The 15,556-nt window shown below is 74.0% G+C and carries 13 protein-coding genes; 8 read left to right on the forward strand and 5 right to left on the reverse strand.

Features of this window, described 5'->3' with window-relative positions:
• Position 1: 1 nt before the first annotated feature.
• Positions 2-3,652 (forward strand): family 43 glycosylhydrolase, encoded by a 3,651-nt coding sequence (locus tag OOT42_RS04160; protein WP_273653691.1) that lies wholly within the window; start codon positions 2-4, stop codon positions 3,650-3,652.
• A 377-nt stretch (positions 3,653-4,029) separates the two neighbouring features.
• Here the strand turns inward: OOT42_RS04160 and OOT42_RS04165 are convergent, their stop codons facing one another.
• The gene (locus OOT42_RS04165) at positions 4,030-5,055 is read right to left on the reverse strand and encodes a LacI family DNA-binding transcriptional regulator (RefSeq protein ID WP_273653692.1); all 1,026 of its coding nucleotides are present in this window, start codon (positions 5,053-5,055) and stop codon (positions 4,030-4,032) included.
• A 187-nt stretch (positions 5,056-5,242) separates the two neighbouring features.
• On the opposite strand from OOT42_RS04165, the gene OOT42_RS04170 reads away from it, so the two are divergent.
• From OOT42_RS04170 to OOT42_RS04200, 7 genes are all read left to right on the forward strand, one after another.
• Positions 5,243-6,586, forward strand: a complete 1,344-nt coding sequence (locus OOT42_RS04170) for an ABC transporter substrate-binding protein (RefSeq protein ID WP_273653693.1) — start codon at positions 5,243-5,245, stop codon at positions 6,584-6,586.
• A 110-nt stretch (positions 6,587-6,696) separates the two neighbouring features.
• Positions 6,697-7,650 carry a carbohydrate ABC transporter permease gene (locus OOT42_RS04175; RefSeq protein WP_273653694.1) on the forward strand — a complete coding sequence of 318 codons (954 nt, stop codon included), beginning with the start codon at positions 6,697-6,699 and terminating at the stop codon, positions 7,648-7,650.
• A 13-nt stretch (positions 7,651-7,663) separates the two neighbouring features.
• Complete coding sequence (locus OOT42_RS04180; RefSeq protein WP_273653695.1) at positions 7,664-8,488, forward strand: carbohydrate ABC transporter permease; 825 nt, start codon at positions 7,664-7,666, stop codon at positions 8,486-8,488.
• Positions 8,485-10,389 (forward strand): glycoside hydrolase family 127 protein, encoded by a 1,905-nt coding sequence (locus OOT42_RS04185; protein WP_273653696.1) that lies wholly within the window; start codon positions 8,485-8,487, stop codon positions 10,387-10,389. Before OOT42_RS04180 ends, OOT42_RS04185 begins: the two co-directional genes overlap by 4 nt.
• A 159-nt stretch (positions 10,390-10,548) precedes the next feature.
• Positions 10,549-12,042 (forward strand): non-homologous end-joining DNA ligase, encoded by a 1,494-nt coding sequence (gene ligD / locus OOT42_RS04190; protein WP_273653697.1) that lies wholly within the window; start codon positions 10,549-10,551, stop codon positions 12,040-12,042.
• Between the two features lie 233 nt (positions 12,043-12,275).
• Entirely contained in the window at positions 12,276-12,689 is a 414-nt protein-coding gene (locus OOT42_RS04195) for a CBS domain-containing protein (RefSeq protein ID WP_273653698.1), read from the forward strand.
• A gap of 128 nt (positions 12,690-12,817) precedes the next feature.
• Positions 12,818-13,126, forward strand: a complete 309-nt coding sequence (locus OOT42_RS04200; protein ID WP_273653699.1) for a PGPGW domain-containing protein — start codon at positions 12,818-12,820, stop codon at positions 13,124-13,126.
• A gap of 102 nt (positions 13,127-13,228) precedes the next feature.
• Here the strand turns inward: OOT42_RS04200 and OOT42_RS04205 are convergent, their stop codons facing one another.
• The 4 genes from OOT42_RS04205 to OOT42_RS04220 all read right to left on the reverse strand — a co-directional run bounded on the left by OOT42_RS04205 (position 13,229) and on the right by OOT42_RS04220 (position 15,495).
• Positions 13,229-13,477 (reverse strand): hypothetical protein, encoded by a 249-nt coding sequence (locus OOT42_RS04205; protein ID WP_273653700.1) that lies wholly within the window; start codon positions 13,475-13,477, stop codon positions 13,229-13,231.
• Positions 13,478-13,617: 140 nt separating this feature from the next.
• Entirely contained in the window at positions 13,618-14,184 is a 567-nt protein-coding gene (locus OOT42_RS04210) for an isochorismatase family protein (protein WP_273653701.1), read from the reverse strand.
• A gap of 82 nt (positions 14,185-14,266) precedes the next feature.
• Positions 14,267-14,614 (reverse strand): YciI family protein, encoded by a 348-nt coding sequence (locus OOT42_RS04215; protein WP_273653702.1) that lies wholly within the window; start codon positions 14,612-14,614, stop codon positions 14,267-14,269.
• Between the two features lie 89 nt (positions 14,615-14,703).
• The gene (locus OOT42_RS04220) at positions 14,704-15,495 is read right to left on the reverse strand and encodes a CAP domain-containing protein (protein ID WP_273653703.1); all 792 of its coding nucleotides are present in this window, start codon (positions 15,493-15,495) and stop codon (positions 14,704-14,706) included.
• Positions 15,496-15,556 lie beyond the last annotated feature (61 nt).

The following is a 15,556-nucleotide window of genomic DNA, read 5'->3' on the forward strand; positions in this document are numbered from 1 at the left end:
CATGACCACGCACCAGACGACACGCAGGTCCGTCGCCGCCGCGCTGGCCGGGGCCCTCGTCGCGACGGCGGTGGCGGCCTGGCCGTCGGCCGCCGTCGCGGCGGACCCGCCGCCGCCCACGCGGTCCTTCCACACCGAGGGCAACCCGATCCTCGGGGACGGGACGTCCTACTCCGCCGACGCGGCGCCGCTGTCGGTCGAGGGAAAGCTGTACGTGTACGCCGGGCACGACGAGGCCGCCGAGCAGCAGGGCGGCTTCGAGATGCACGACTACCAGGTCTTCGCGACCGACGACCCGACGTCGGGGGACTGGGACCTCTACGCCGACAACCTGGACCCCGACGAGGTCTTCTCGTGGGCCACCGGTGACGCGGCGTTCGCGGGCCAGGTCACGACCGGCGCCGACGGGAAGTTCTACTGGTACGCGCCCGTGCAGTGGGAGAACACGGCCGTGCCGAACCGCATGGCGATCGGCGTCGCGGTCGCCGACTCACCCGTCGGGCCGTGGACCGACGCGGTCGGCGCACCCCTGCTGACCTGGACCGACGTCTTCGGGTCGTCGACCACCGGGCAGGAGGTCATCGACCCGCACGTCTTCACCGACACCGACGGCTCGGTCTACCTGTACTGGGGGTCCTGGTCGGTCGCGCGGGTCGTGAAGCTCTCGTCGTCGATGACGGCGCTGGACGGCACGATCCAGACGATCCCCGGGCTCACCGGCTTCTTCGAGGCGCCCTGGGTGTTCGAGCGCTCGGGCACCTACTACATGGCCTACGACTGGAAGCAGGGCGGGTCAGCGTGCACGCCGTCGAACTACCAGGCGTGCATCGCCTACGCGACGGCGCCGTCGGCGCTCGGCCCGTGGACGTACCAGGGGATCATCCTCGGCGGCACGTCCGCGACGACCGTGCACCCGTCGATCGTCGAGCACGAGGGTCGCTGGTGGATCACGTACCACACCAAGGACGCCGTGGGCGGCGGGCACTTCCGCCGGTCCGTCGCGATCGACGAGGTGCGCTGGGACGGTGACCGGATCCTGCCCGTGCAGCAGACGCTCGCCGACGACCCCGACTTCCGGCTGACGGACAACGTCGCGCTCGCGGCCACGGCCTCGGCGTCGTTCACCGAGCAGCCGCCCATGCGGCTCGGCGCCGTCAACGACGGCTTCCGCCGGACCACCGCGCTGCTGCCGCCCGACCAGTGGGGCAACTACCGTGGCACGACGTCGTCGCACCCGTCCGACTGGGTGCAGTACACGTGGGACGCGCCCGTGCGGACCGGCTCCGTGGGCATCGAGTTCCACCGTGACGGCAACTGGATCCGGCAGCCGTCCTCGTGGGTCGTCGAGTACCTCGACGACGCGGGCGCGTGGCAGCCGGTCACCGGCGCGACCTACCCGACCGCCACCGACACCTGGCACACCGTCACGTTCGACACCGTCTCGACGACCGCGCTGCGCGCGACGTTCCGCGGGCTCGACGAGGGGCCGTACGTGCACTCCGTGTCGGTCTCGGAGTGGGAGGTGTACGCGGTCGCCGCCGACTCCCTGCCCGACGTCGAGGTCGCGACGCCCGTCGGCACCGCGCCGGCGCTGCCCGCGGCGGTGCGGGCGTCGTACGGCTCGTCGTCTGCGTGGGTGCCGGTCAACTGGCGGCCCGTCGACCCGGCGGACTACGCCGCCGCGGGGACGTTCACCGTCGAGGGCCGCGCGCTCGGGCAGGCCGGCGGGTACGTCGTCGCGACCGTCCGCGTGGGCGGCACCGTCGACCCGGGCGGCGACGACACGACGGCGCCCGTCGTCGCTGTGTCCGCGTCCGGCACGTCCGGCGAGGACGGGTGGTTCTCGTCGCCCGTCACCGTCCGGGTCGCCGCCGACGACGACACGTCGTACCTCACGACGATCGAGACGCGCGTCGGCGACGGTGCGTGGACCCCGACGGCCGATGCCCGGCACGTCGACGTGCCCGTGACGGCGCAGGGGGAGACGGTCGTCAGCGGCCGGGCCACCGACGCGGCCGGCAACACGTCTGCCGAGGTCAGCCGGGCCGTCAAGGTCGACACAGGCACCCCGGCGGTCACGGCCGTGCTCGACGACGCGACCCGTTCCGTCACCGTCGGCGCGACCGACACCCTGTCCGGTGTCGCCGCGGTCGAGTACCGGTTCGACGGGACGGGTGACTGGGTCGCGTCCGAGGCCGGTGCCGTGGTCGAGGCGCCCGACATGCTCCCGCACGAGCTCGTCGTCCGCGCCCGCGACCGCGCGGGCAACACCGCGACCGCCACCGTGACGATCCCGCTCGGCGACGGCGCGTCGCTCACCGGCAACGTCGCCCCGTACGCCACGGCGTCGGCGTCCTTCACCTCCGGGTGGGAGAACGTCGCCGGCATGAACGACGGCACGAACGCGTGGGGCGAGGACGACGCGTCGAAGTACGGCGCGTCGTGGGGCACGTGGGACCGCGTCGGCGAGCAGTGGGCGCAGCTCACGTGGGAGTTCGACGTGACCGTCGACCGCGCCAACGTCTGGTGGTACCAGAACGTCCCGGACGCGCAGAACGAGGGCCTCATCGCGCCGCGGTCGTGGGTGCTGCAGTACCTCGACGCCGACGGTGCGACCTGGCACGACGTGGCGCTCACGTCGGGTGAGTACGCGCGCACGTCGACCGGGTTCGTGCCCGTCGGGTTCGACGCCGTCACGACCCGCGCGCTGCGGATCGTCGCACAGTCGTGGGGTGCCGCCGCCGGGCAGGGGTCCGTCGGGATCCACGAGTGGCAGGTCGGGGCCGCGGAGGCTGCCGGGGTCGTGACCCCGGCCGCGCCGACGTTCACGCCCGCCGAGGTGTGCTCCGACGGCGTGCCCGAGAAGGCGCGCGTCGTGATCCCGTCCACCGAGGGGGTGGTCTACGCGATCGACGGCACCGACGCGACCGGGACGGTCGAGGTCGCGGCCGACGCGTCGGTCGTCGTCACCGCCCGCGCCGCCGACGGGTACACGCTGGCCGACGGCGCCACGACCGAGTGGGAGCACCAGTTCGTCGCCCCCGACTGCCCGGTCGAGGACGTCGTCGTCACCCCCGCCGCTCCCGTCTACACGGGCCCGGTCTGCACGGACGGCGACGCGGGTGACGGGTCGCTCGCCGTGCCGACCGTCGAGGGCGTCGAGTACCGCGTCGACGGTTCCGCGGTGACCGGGACGGTGACCGTGGCCCTCGGGGCGCTCGTCACGCTGACCGCCGTCCCGCTCGACGGGTACGCCTTCCCGGCCGGCCCGCAGACGGTGTCGTGGGCCTACCGGGCCGATGCCCCCGACTGCTCGCCCGCCGCGGCCGTCGTGCCGGGGTCGGTCGAGCTCAAGGGCAAGGCGCGCGTCGGCGACACGCTCACCGTGTCGACCACGGGCTGGCAGCCCAGCGGCGTGCGGCTCGCCTACACCTGGTTCGCCGACGGGGTCCGCCTCGACGGCGTCACCGGTGACCGCCTCCAGGTGCCCGCCGCGCTGGAGGGGACGTCGGTCACCGTCAAGGTCACGGGCTTCGGCACCGGACTGGTCACGGCGTCGGCCACCTCCGACCCCGTCGGCCCGGTCCTCCCGCCGAAGAAGGGCTGGGACTGGCCCTGGTCGGGCGGCGGCTGGCGCTGGCCGTGGTCCTGACCCACCCGTGACCGACGAGGGGTGGCCGCCCGAGGGGGAGCGGCCACCCCTCGGCCGGTCCTCATGACGGGCTCGACCCGGGGGTGAGTACCGGTGGCGACGCGGTTCCGGTCACCAGCACCGGGTCGCCGGCCGTTGTCGCGGACCGAACCGGCCGGCCGCGCCCCCCCGCCGTCCGGGCCTGCCGCCCCCGTCCTCCGACCTTGTCGACCCGGGTCGGCGGCGGCAGTCCGGCGGCGAACGCAACGTTGGGCTCGCATCGGACCCTCCGGACCAGCCTGATGTTGCGTTCGACGGCGGGCGGCCGGATGGCGGGCGGCCGGACGGCGGGCGGCAGGCGGGCAGGCGGGGACGGTCAGGCGGGCGGGCGCGGAGGGTCAGGCCGGCTTCGGGCCTGTGGAGCCGCGGGGGACCAGGCGGGACGGGATGACCTCGGTGCCGTGGTGGGGGTTGCCCTCGATCGCGTCGAACAGGAGGGCTGCGGCGCGGCGGCCGAGCTCCTCGAGGTTCATGTCGATGCTCGTGAGCTGCGGGCGCGCGTTGAGCGCGAGGATCTCCCAGTTGTCGTGGCCGGTCACGGCCACGTCCTCGGGCACGCGGCGGCCGGACTCGCGCAGGGTGTCGAGCACGCCGCGCGCGATCTGGTCGGACCCGCAGACGATCGCGTCGACGTCGGCGTGCTGCGCGATCACGAGCCCCGCGGCCGTGCGGCCCCACTCCTCGGACCACGTCCCGTAGAGCGGACCTCCGACGACCCCGACCCCGGCGGCGTTCAGCACGGCGGTCGCGCCGTCGACGCGGTCGTGCGCGGCCCCGTACCCGGCGTCGCCGGTGACGATCGCGACGCGCGAGCGCCCGCACGCGAGCAGGTGCTCGGCGACGAGCCGCCCGCCCTGCACGTTGTCGGTGACGACGGACATGTCGGCGGGGTCCTGCGACGGCGCGTACGCGTAGACGACGGGCACGGGCAGCTGGCCGAGCGACGGCCGCGGGTCGGGGCGCGCGCCCACGACGATGAGCCCGTCGACGCGCCGGCCGAGCAGCGCCTGCACGTGGTACTGCTCGCGCAGGGCGTCGCCGCGTGCGTCGCACAGCAGCACGGACGTCTTGCCGGTGCCGGCGGCGTCCTCGGCGCCCATGAGCGTGGGGATGGAAAAGCGGCCCTCGAGGTCGTGCGTGACGAGGCCGATCGTGCCGGACCGCCCGGAGAGCAGGTGCCGCGCGAGGACGTTCGGGGAGAAGTTCAGCTGCTCGGCGGCTGAAAGGACTCTCTCACGGGTTTCGGCCTTGACCTGCTGCCGCCCGTTGAGCGACTTGGAGGCCGTGGCGAGCGACACCCCGGCGAGCTTGGCCACGTCCGCGAGGGTCGGCGGCTTCCGCGTGTTCCCCGGTGTCGTCTGCATGTTCATCCCCTGCGAGAACGAAAGTGACACGGCTGGACGCCGTCGTCTTTCGGGATCGTACCGGCAACTCCCGGGGAAGGAAGCCCTTGACGTGCCCGAACCGCGACCGCTACGTTGCCGAAAAGGGTTTCGGCAGACCCTCCGCCCACGGGTGCCCGACGGAGGACACCCGCAGTTCGCTTCGACGATGAAGTCCGAGGAGAGCACGATGAGCAAGCGGTTGTCCCGATCGCGCACAGCACGAGGAGCTGCCCTGCTGGCCGTCGCCGGTCTGGCGCTGACGAGCCTGGCAGCCTGCAGCAGCGGTGACGACGACGGGGGCGGCAACGCCCCGGCCGAGTCCGTCGGCCCCGACGGCGTCGACGACGGCACGACCCTCACCATGTGGACCCGCGCGCCGCTGGAGCGGCAGGCCAAGGCCCTGGTCGAGGCGTACAACGCGTCGCACGAGAACCAGGTCGAGCTCGAGATCATCCCCAACGACGACATGGAGGGGAAGGTCGGCGCCGCGGCGACGAACGACGAGCTGCCCGACCTGCTCGCGGGTGACGTCGTCCGCCTGCCCTACTGGGTGTCCAACGGCCTGTTCACCGACCTGACCGAGAACATCGACGGGCTCGACTACGCCGACGACATCACGCAGGGCCACGTCGACGCGGGCACGGACCAGGACGGCGCCAAGCACACCGTCCCGTTCGTCACCGACATCTCCGTGATGGTCTGGAACAAGGCGCTGTACGCCGAGGCCGGCCTCGACCCGGAGAAGGGCCCGACCACGTTCGCCGAGTTCGAGGAGCAGGCGAAGGCGGTCCAGGCGCTCAACAAGCCCGGCGTCTCCGGCACGTACTACGGCGGCAACTGCGGCGGCTGCCTCGTCTTCACGTGGTTCCCGACCATCTGGGCGTCGGGCGACGAGGTGCTCTCCGACGACGGCAAGGAGTCGCTGCTCGCGTCCGACACCGCGAAGGAGGTCTACGACACCTACGCGCGGCTGAACGACGCGGGCGCCGTGGGCGCGGGTTCCAAGGAGGAGACCGGCGCCACGTGGACCGCCCCGTTCTCGAACGGTGAGGTCGGCGTCATGCAGTACCCGAACACCGCGGTGTACGCGGCGCAGGAGGCCGGCATCGACGTCGGCGTCACGGGCATCCCCGGGATCGACGGCGGGCAGTCGACGTTCCTCGGCGGTGACGCGATGGGCGTCTCGAAGGACTCCGAGCACGTCGCGCAGGCGTGGAACTTCCTCGCCTGGATGATGTCCGACGAGACCCAGCTCGAGGTCGTCGCGAAGAACGGCGAGGTCCCCGGCCGCAACAGCCTGCTCGACAACGAGTACGCGCAGGAGGACCCGCTGGCCCTCACGATGAACAAGCTCGCCGAGAACGGCCGCACGCCGGTCGCCGAGTACTTCTCGGAGGCGTTCAACGCGTCCGGCAGCCCGTGGGTCACGCTGTTCCGCAACGCGACCTTCGACAAGACCGGCACGGTCGACGAGGACAACGACGCCATCACGGCGGTCCTCGACCAGTGAGACCAGGGCGGCGGCGGGCACCGGACCCGTCCGCTCGGCCGGCAGCCCGCCGCCGCCCGACCCCGTCTCACCCGCGAGCCCGCCACGACGGGCGCGACCCCGGAGCCAGCATGACCACCGTCACCACCCGTCCACCCGACGCGGGCCCCTCCGCGTCACCCCCGCACCGCCACCGCCCGCGGGCCAACCGCTCGCACGGGCCCCTGCTCGGCTGGCTCTACGCGAGCCCGACGGCCGTGCTCGTCGCGGTCCTGTTCGTCGTCCCGCTCGTGCTCGTGCTGATCATGTCCGCGTCGGACTGGTCGCTCCTCGGCGGCAACGACGGCACCAACTTCCCGGAGAACTACACGGAGGTCCTCGACCACCGGATGTTCTGGCCGGCCGTCGTCTTCACGCTGAAGTACACGGTGATCGCGACGGTGCTCCTCATCGGCCTGGGCCTGGGGCTCGCGCTGCTGGTGCAGGAGAGCAGCCGCTGGAGCGGGGTGCTGCGCACGTCGTTCCTGCTGCCCACGGCCCTCGGCCTCGCGTCGGCGTCGCTGCTGTTCTACGCGCTGTACTCGCCGCAGGTCGGCCCCATGTCGGACTTCCTCGCGCGGTTCGGGATCGGCAGCGGCCAGGTGAACATCCTCGGCACCGCCGACGGCGCGCTCTGGGGGACGGTGATCCTCATCGTCTGGCGCTTCGCGGGGTTCTACATGCTGCTGCTGCTCGTGGGGCTGCAGGGCATCGGCCAGGAGGTCTACGAGTCGGCCCGCATGGACGGCGCCAACACGTGGCAGGTGTTCCGCAAGATCACGCTGCCGCTGCTCAAGCCGTCGCTCGCGCTCGCCACGATCCTGTGCGTCACCGGGTCGCTGCTCGCGTTCGACCAGTTCTACATCCTGACGAAGGGCGGACCGGACGGCGCCACCATGACCGTCGTCCAGCTCGTCTACAACCTCGCGTTCGAGTCCAAGCGCGACCTCGGGATGGCCGCCGCGCTGTCCGTGCTCGTGCTGCTCGCCCTCGTCGTCATCAACGTCGTCCAGCTCAAGGCGCTGCGGCGCTCGCCGGACGAGTGAGGGAGGCCGGACGATGAAGACGCTGCCCCGCGTGCTCGGACGCACGCCCTACTGGGTCCTGACCGGTGGCCTGGCCATCCTGTTCCTGTACCCGATGATCTGGACCGCCGTGTCGTCGGTGTCGCCGCAGCCGGGCTCGGCGCAGGTGAACGGCTACGGGCTCGGCAACTACGAGACGCTGCTCAACTACCAGGCGGGTCTCGGGCACTACCTCGGCAACTCGCTCGTCATCACGCTCGTCGCGGTCCTCACGACGCTCGTCGCGGCGACGTTCGGCGGCTACGCGTTCGCGCGGTTCACCTTCCCCGGCAAGGACGCGCTGTTCCTGCTCGTCCTGTCGATCCTCATGGTCCCGTACGCGACGCTGCTGGTCCCGCTCGTCATCTGGCTCAAGGACATCGGGCTCAACAACTCGCTCGTCGGCGTGGGCCTCGTCCTCGCCGTGTTCCAGCTGCCGTTCGCGATGTTCATGATGCGCATCTCGTTCGAGGCGGTGCCCAAGGAGATGGAGGAGGCGGCCCTCGTCGACGGCTGCGGCTCCTTCGGCGCGCTGCGGCGCGTGCTGCTCCCGGCCGTCAAGCCGGGTCTCATCACCATCGGGCTGTTCGCGTTCCTCGCCGCGTGGAACGACTTCATGGTGCCGCTGTACCTCGTGGGGGGCGAGAACCAGCCGCTGCCGCTGGCGCTGGTCAACATGCGCCAGCAGGTCATGGGCGTCATCGACTACGGCGCCACGCAGGCGGGCGTCGTCGTGCTGACGATCCCGTGCATCGTCCTCTTCCTCGTGCTCCAGCGGCACTACGTCAACGGATTCATGTCGGGCGCGCTGAAGGGATGACATCGCTCGTGGACCACAAGACCATCACCCGACCCGCACCCGTGCTGCCTTCGACCGGGGCGCTGCGGCCGCTCGGCCTCGACGAGGTCGCGATCACCGGGGGCTTCTGGGCCGACCGGCAGCGCGTCAACGGCGAGGCGTCGATCCGGCACTGCGACACGTGGGAGACGCGCGTCGGCTGGATCGACAACTTCCGGCACGCGCTCGACGGCACGATCGTGGCGCAGCGCACGGGCCGGGAGTTCTCCGACTCGGACGTCTACAAGATGATCGAGGCGATGGCGTGGGAGGTCGGCCGGACCGGCGACCCCGCGCTCGAGGCCCGCATCGTCGAGCTGTCCGCGCTGATCGGCCGCGTGCAGGAGCCCGACGGCTACCTCAACACGAAGTTCGGCCGGCCCGGTCAGGAGCCGCGCTACTCCGACCTCGCGTGGGGCCACGAGCTGTACTGCTACGGGCACCTGATCCAGGCCGCGGTCGCGCGGCTGCGGACGGGTCACGACGACGATCTCGTCGCGATCGCCCGGCGCGCAGCCGACCACGTGTGCGCCGAGTTCGGGCCTGACGGCCGCGACGGCGTGTGCGGGCACCCCGAGATCGAGGTCGCGCTCGTCGAGCTCGCCCGCGCGACGGGGGAGCGGCGCTACCTCGACCAGGCCGCGCTGTTCGTCGAGCGCCGCGGCCGCGGCACGCTGCCGGACATCGAGTACGGGCGCGAGTACTACCAGGACGACGTGCCCGTCCGGGACGCCACGGTGCTGCGCGGGCACGCGGTGCGCGCGCTCTACCTGGCGGCGGGCGCGGTCGACGTCGCGGTGGAGACGGGCGACGAGACGCTGCTCGACGTCGTGCGCGACCAGTACGAGCGCACGCTCGCGCGCCGGACGTACCTCACGGGCGGCATGGGGTCGCACCACCAGGACGAGGCGTTCGGCGACGACCACGAGCTGCCGCCGGACCGCGCGTACTGCGAGACGTGCGCGGGTGTCGCGTCCGTCATGGTCGCGTGGCGGCTGCTGCTCGCGACGGGTGACGCGCACTGGGGCGACGTGGTCGAGCGGACGCTGTTCAACGTCGTCGCGACCTCGCCCGCGGAGGACGGTCAGGCGTTCTTCTACACGAACCCGCTGCACAAGCGCGTCCCCGGCTCGGCGGCGAACCCCGACGAGGTCAGCGCGCGGGCCCTGTCGCGGCTGCGCGCGCCCTGGTTCGAGGTGTCCTGCTGCCCGACCAACGTGGCCCGCACGTTCGCGTCGCTCGGCGCCTACCTCGCGACCGTGTCCGACGACGGCGTGCAGCTGCACCAGTACGCGCCGGCCCGCATCGCGACGACGCTCGGCGACGGGCGTGCGATCGGCCTCGAGGTCGCGACGGGCTACCCGCACGAGGGTGACGTCGTGGTCCGCGTGACGCAGGCGCCCGACGGTGAGGTCGAGCTGTCGCTGCGCGTGCCGTCGTGGGCGGTGGGCGCGGCGACGCTCGACGGCGAGCCCGTCGAGGGCGGCGTCGCGACCGTCCGCCGGACGTTCACGGTGGGCGACGAGGTGCGCCTCTCGCTCCCCGTGCAGCCCCGCGTGACGACACCCGACGACCGCATCGACGCCGTGCGCGGCTGCGTGGCCGTCGAGCGCGGGCCGCTGGTCCTGTGCGCCGAGTCGACCGACCTGCCCGGCGACCTGCACGTCGACGCCATCCGCCTCGACCCGTCGGCGCCGCTCGTCACCGACGGCGACGGCGCTCGCGGCCGGGCGCGGGCCGTGGAGCACGCCGAGGCCGACTGGCCGTACGGGCCGCAGCCGCGCGAGCGCGACGCCGACGGCTTCGACCTGCGACTCGTCCCGTACCACTCGTGGGCCAACCGCGGCCCCAGCACCATGCGGGTCTGGATCCCGACGACCTGACCGGCCCCCGACCGCCCCGCCGCCCCGCCGTGCCGACGCCGGGGCGGCGGGGCATCTCCGTGCCGCAGACGGGCGACCCGACGCCGGCGCGGGAGCAGCCGGCGGAGCCCGCGCCCGGGTGCACGTGCCGTGCGACGACCACGGCGGCAGACTCGTGACGTGCCTGGACGTCCGCTCGACGAGTACCGCGCGAAGCGGGACCCGGCGCGCACGCGCGAGCCCGTCCCGCCGCCCGACGCGCCGCTGCCCGACGGCGAGGGGCGCACGTTCGTCGTCCAGGAGCACCACGCCCGCGCGCTGCACTGGGACCTGCGCCTGGAGCGTGACGGCGTGCTCGTGTCGTGGGCGGTGCCGAAGGGGCTGCCGCAGGAGCCCGGGACCAACCACCTCGCGGTGCACACCGAGGACCACCCGATGGAGTACGCGACGTTCGAGGGCGACATCCCGGCGGGCGAGTACGGCGGCGGGCAGATGTCGGTCTGGGACCGCGGCACGTACGAGACGGTGAAGTGGTCGGACCGCGAGGTCCAGGTCGTGCTGCACGGCGAGCGCGTGCAGGGACGGTACGTGCTGTTCCGCACGCGCGGTCGCGGGCGTGCGGGCGGTGACGGCGGCGGGCGGAGCGACGACGAGCGCAGCTGGATGATCCACCGTATGGACCCGCCGACGCGGCCCGACTGGACGCCCCTGCCCGACCTGGTCCGGCCCATGGCGGCCGTCGCCGGGGAGCTGCCGCCCGACGACGACGCGTGGGCGTACGAGATGAAGTGGGACGGCGTGCGGGCGGTCGCGTACGTCGACGGCGGGCGTGTGCGGCTCATGTCCCGCAACGACCTCGACGTCACGCGGTCCTACCCCGAGATCGCCGGTCTCGGCGAGCAGCTCGGCTCGACGCAGGCGGTCCTCGACGGTGAGCTCGTCACGTTCGACGCGCGCGGCGCGCCGGACTTCGGGCGTCTCCAGCAGCGCATGCACGTCGCCGACCCGTCCGTCGCACGACGCCTCGCGCAGAGCGTGCCCGTCGTCTACCTCGTGTTCGACGTGCTGCACCTCGACGGCCGCGACACGCTCGACCTGACCTACGACGACCGTCGCGCGCTGCTCGACGGGCTCGGCCTCGCGGGCCGGTCGTGGCAGACGCCGCCGTCGTTCGACGGCCCGGGGACGGCCGTGCTGGCCGCGAGCCGCGAGAACGGCCTGGAGGGGGTGCTCGCGAAGCGACGGTCGTCGCCGTACCGGCCGGGGCGCCGCTCGCCCGACTGGGTCAAGGTCAAGCACGTCCGCATGCAGGAGGTCGTGCTCGTCGGCTGGAAGCCCGGCAAGGGCGCGCGGGCGGACACGCTCGGCTCGCTCGTGCTCGGCGTGCCCGACGGCGACGGCGTGCTGCGGCCCGCGGGCTCGGTCGGCACGGGGTTCACGCGCCGCACCCTCGACGACCTGCTGCGACGGCTCGCGCCGCTCGAGACCGGCGCGTCGCCGTTCGTCGGGCGTCTGCCCGCCGCGGAGACCCGCGACGTGCACTGGGTGCGCCCCGAGCTCGTCGGCGAGGTCGCGTTCGCCGAGTGGACCTCCGACGGCCGCCTGCGCCACCCGTCCTGGCGCGGCCTGCGCCCCGACAAGGCTCCGGGCGACGTCGTCGTCGAGAGCACCTGACGCCCGCGGCGCGCGTCCGGACCGTGGGTGTGCGGACCGTGGGCGCGCGGACCGCGGGCGCGCGGACGGTGGGCGGGCGGCCCGCACGTCCGGACCGGGGGTGCGGCCCGCGTGCGGACCGTGCGACGCGGGGCGACGATGTGGTCACGCGGCCCGGTGCCGCGTTCGCGGGTGCGGACCGGCGCCCGCCCGGACCGCGTCGACGACGACGCGCGTCACCGAGGAGACCGCCCATGGCCACCGTCGCGGACGTCCTGACCCCGTCCCCGCTCACCGTCGACACCACCGCGACCGTGCGGCAGGCCGCCGAGCTCATGCGCGAGCACGACGTCGGGGACCTCGTCGTCGTCGAGCAGGGCCGGCTCGTCGGCATCGTGACCGACCGCGACCTCGTGGTGCGCGTGCTGGCCGTGGGCGGCGAGGCGAACGACCCGGTCGGCCAGGTCGCGACGGGCTCGCCGGTCGTCGTCGGCCCGGACGACGACCTCGTCGGCGCCGCCCGTCTCATGGCCACGCACGCCGTGCGCCGCCTGCCCGTCGTCCGCGAGGGCGAGGTCGTCGGCATCCTGTCGCTGGGCGACCTGGCGGTCCGGCACGACGCCGGCTCGGTGCTCGGCGCGATCTCGCAGGCGCCCGCGTCGTCCTGACGGTGCACGTCGCAGGGGCGGCGTGGCGGCCCTGCGACGGCGGCGCGCGCCCGCGCGGGGCGGGACCGTGCCGCCGCGTCGCACGGACGGTGGTGCACGCGCGCGGGGTCGTCGCTTACCGTGGCGCGATGACGAACGAGGCGACAACCCGCCCCGCCCGCCCCACGTGGTCCGAGCGGCTGGGCCGCATCACCGAGACGATCCGCAGCCTGCCCAAGCCGGTGCGGGTGGTCGCGGTGGCGTCCGTGGGCGGTGTCGTGCTGGTCGCGGGCGTCGCGATGCTCGTCCTGCCCGGGCCGGGCATCCTCGCGATCCTCGCCGGTCTGGCGATCCTGGCGACCGAGTTCGTGTGGGCGCGTCGCGTGCTGGAGCGCAGCAAGGCCGCGGCGAAGGCGGGCGTCGACAAGGGGCGCGACGCGCTCCAGCGTCGCCGCTGAGCGAGCCGGTCCGCCGACGCGCCGACCTGGGGTCGCTGACGCGCCGACCTGCCGACGCGCCGACCCGCTGACGCCCCGACCCGGGCGGGACCCGACCGTGCGTCAGCGACCGGCGCGGGGCGTCCCGCCGAACACGGGGTGTGCCGCGAGGTCGTCGGTGCGCGAGTCCAGGAACCGTCGCAGCGCCTCGTAGCGCTCCTCGGCGTCGCGTCGCGCCGTCCCCGCCGGGCAGTGCTCGATCTCGTGGTGCGCGCGGGCGGTGGCCGCGGCGACCTGGAACCAGCTGGCGCCTGCGAGCTCGGCGGCGAGGCGCTCGTCGGCGCCGCTGCGGGGCACGTCCGTGTCCGTCATGGTCGGTTCCTCCCGCCCGCCATCGTCGCGCCGCCCACCGACATCACCGGGATGCCACGCGGTGGGCGTGACCACCCGCAGGGAAGGAGCCGGCGACGGGTCGCGGCGGACGCGGGCGGGGGGTGAGGTGCGGCGCACGGTCAGGCGACGACGGAGGAGCCGAGCGTGACCTGGTCGTGCGGCACCGCGGCGACCTGCTGGCCCGGGTACCGCAGGCCGGTGAAGTAGGCGTTGACGTGCGCGACGATCTGCTCGCCGCCGACCCACCGGCCCGCGAGGTGCGCGCCGGTCGTCGTGTGGCAGTCGGAGACGACCGTGACGTCGTAGCCCGCGGCGGCGGCGGACTGCGCGACGGTCCGCACGCAGTAGTCCGACTGGGCGCCCGCGATCACGAGGTGCGTCGTGCCTGTCCGGACGAGGACGGACTGCAGGTCGGTGCCGGCGAACGCGTCGCGGTACGCCTTGTGCACGCGGGCCTCGCCCGGCACGGGGGCGAGCGCGGGGTGCAGCTCCCATCCCGCGCTGCCGCGGGGGAAGTCCTGCTCGTCCTGGACCCACACGACGGGGACGCCCGCGGCGCGGGCCCGGTCGACGAGCGTGACGGTGCGGGCGAGCACCCCGTCGACGTCGACGCAGTCCCCGACGACGCCGACCTGGAGGTCGACGACGAGAACCGCCGTACGCGGTGTGGTAGCGCTCCCATCCATGGACCCGATTGTCCACGACCACCGGCGCGGGAGCGAAATCGACGCACCCGCGCCGGTCGCGGCGTCCGTCGGCCCCGCCGCGTCAGGCGACGGGGCGGATCTCCGCGACGTCTCCCGGCCACAGCACGGTCACGACGAGGCGCGCGAGGTCCTGCACGTCGTCGGTCTCCACCACGTAGTACCCGCCGAGCTGCTCGACGGTCTCCGCGTACGGGCCGTCCGTCACGGCCGGGCCCTCGGTGTCGTTCCGCACGACGACGGCCCTGCTCGACGACGCGAGCTCGTGCCCCCCGACGATCGTGTGGCCGCGCTCGGCGCACGCGGCGCTGAACGCGTCGTGGTCCGCGTACGCGGCGGCCCGGGTGGCCTCGTCGGCCGTCTCCCACGCCTTCTCGTCGCCGTGCAGCAGCACGACCCAGGTCTGCGACATCGTCCGTCCTCCTGTCGTCCCCCGACGGACCGAGCGTGCCCGTCGTCCCCATGACGCGCGAGGCGTCCGCGGATCGACAGGGTGTGGCGTCAGCCCACGAACACCTGCGCGCACAGCATGCCGCGCGCGCTGTCCACGCACGCGACGCCGATGCCGGTGAAGTCGGCGGACAGGAGGTTGGCGCGGTGGCCGGGCGACGCGAGCCAGGCGTCGACGGTGGCCTTGGCGGTCGGGTAGCCGAGCGCGAGGTTCTCGCCGACGGTCCGGCCGCCGCACGACGCCAGGATCGGCTCCAGGGGGTCGTGCTCGAAGCGGCCCTCGGCGACCAGGACGGTCGCGCGGGCGAGGGCCTGCTGCTGCGCGCACGCGGAGACGGCGAGGTCGGCGACGCCCTGCGCGCGGCGTGCCTCGTTGCCGAGCGCGACGATCTCGCCGTCGACGGGCTGCGGCACGGGTGCGGCCGCGGGTGCGGACGAGGTGTCGGGTGCGGGTGCGGGTGCGGGTGCACCTCCGCCGGAGGGGGCGGGCGACGTGGTCGCGGCGGGAGCGGCCGGGGCGTCGGTCGCGGTGGGTGCGGCGGACGGGGTCGCGGACGGCGTGGCCGACACGGTCGGTGAGGCGGACGCGTCGCTGAGCTCGGCGCGCCCGCCACCGCGGCTCACGGCGTCCCAGAGGCGCTGCTCGAGCCCGGCGCCCGGGGACGCGGTGGCCAGGCCGTCGGCGGCGCCGGGGGTGAGGACGGACGGGGCGGCGATCGCGGCGGCCGCGAGGCCGGTCGCGACGACCAGGGTCTCGACGACGACGCGGCGGCGGCGCCGCGGGCGGCCCCGGTCGCGTCGGCGCAGGTCGCGTCGTCGAGGGGCCGGCTCCGGGAACGTCACGCCCGGAACGTTATCCGACCGTGACATTTCCGTCATCCCGGACTGGACGCGGGTCCGACTC

The sequence above is a fragment of the Cellulomonas fimi genome, from assembly GCF_028583725.1.
GTDB lineage: Bacteria > Actinomycetota > Actinomycetes > Actinomycetales > Cellulomonadaceae > Cellulomonas > Cellulomonas fimi_B.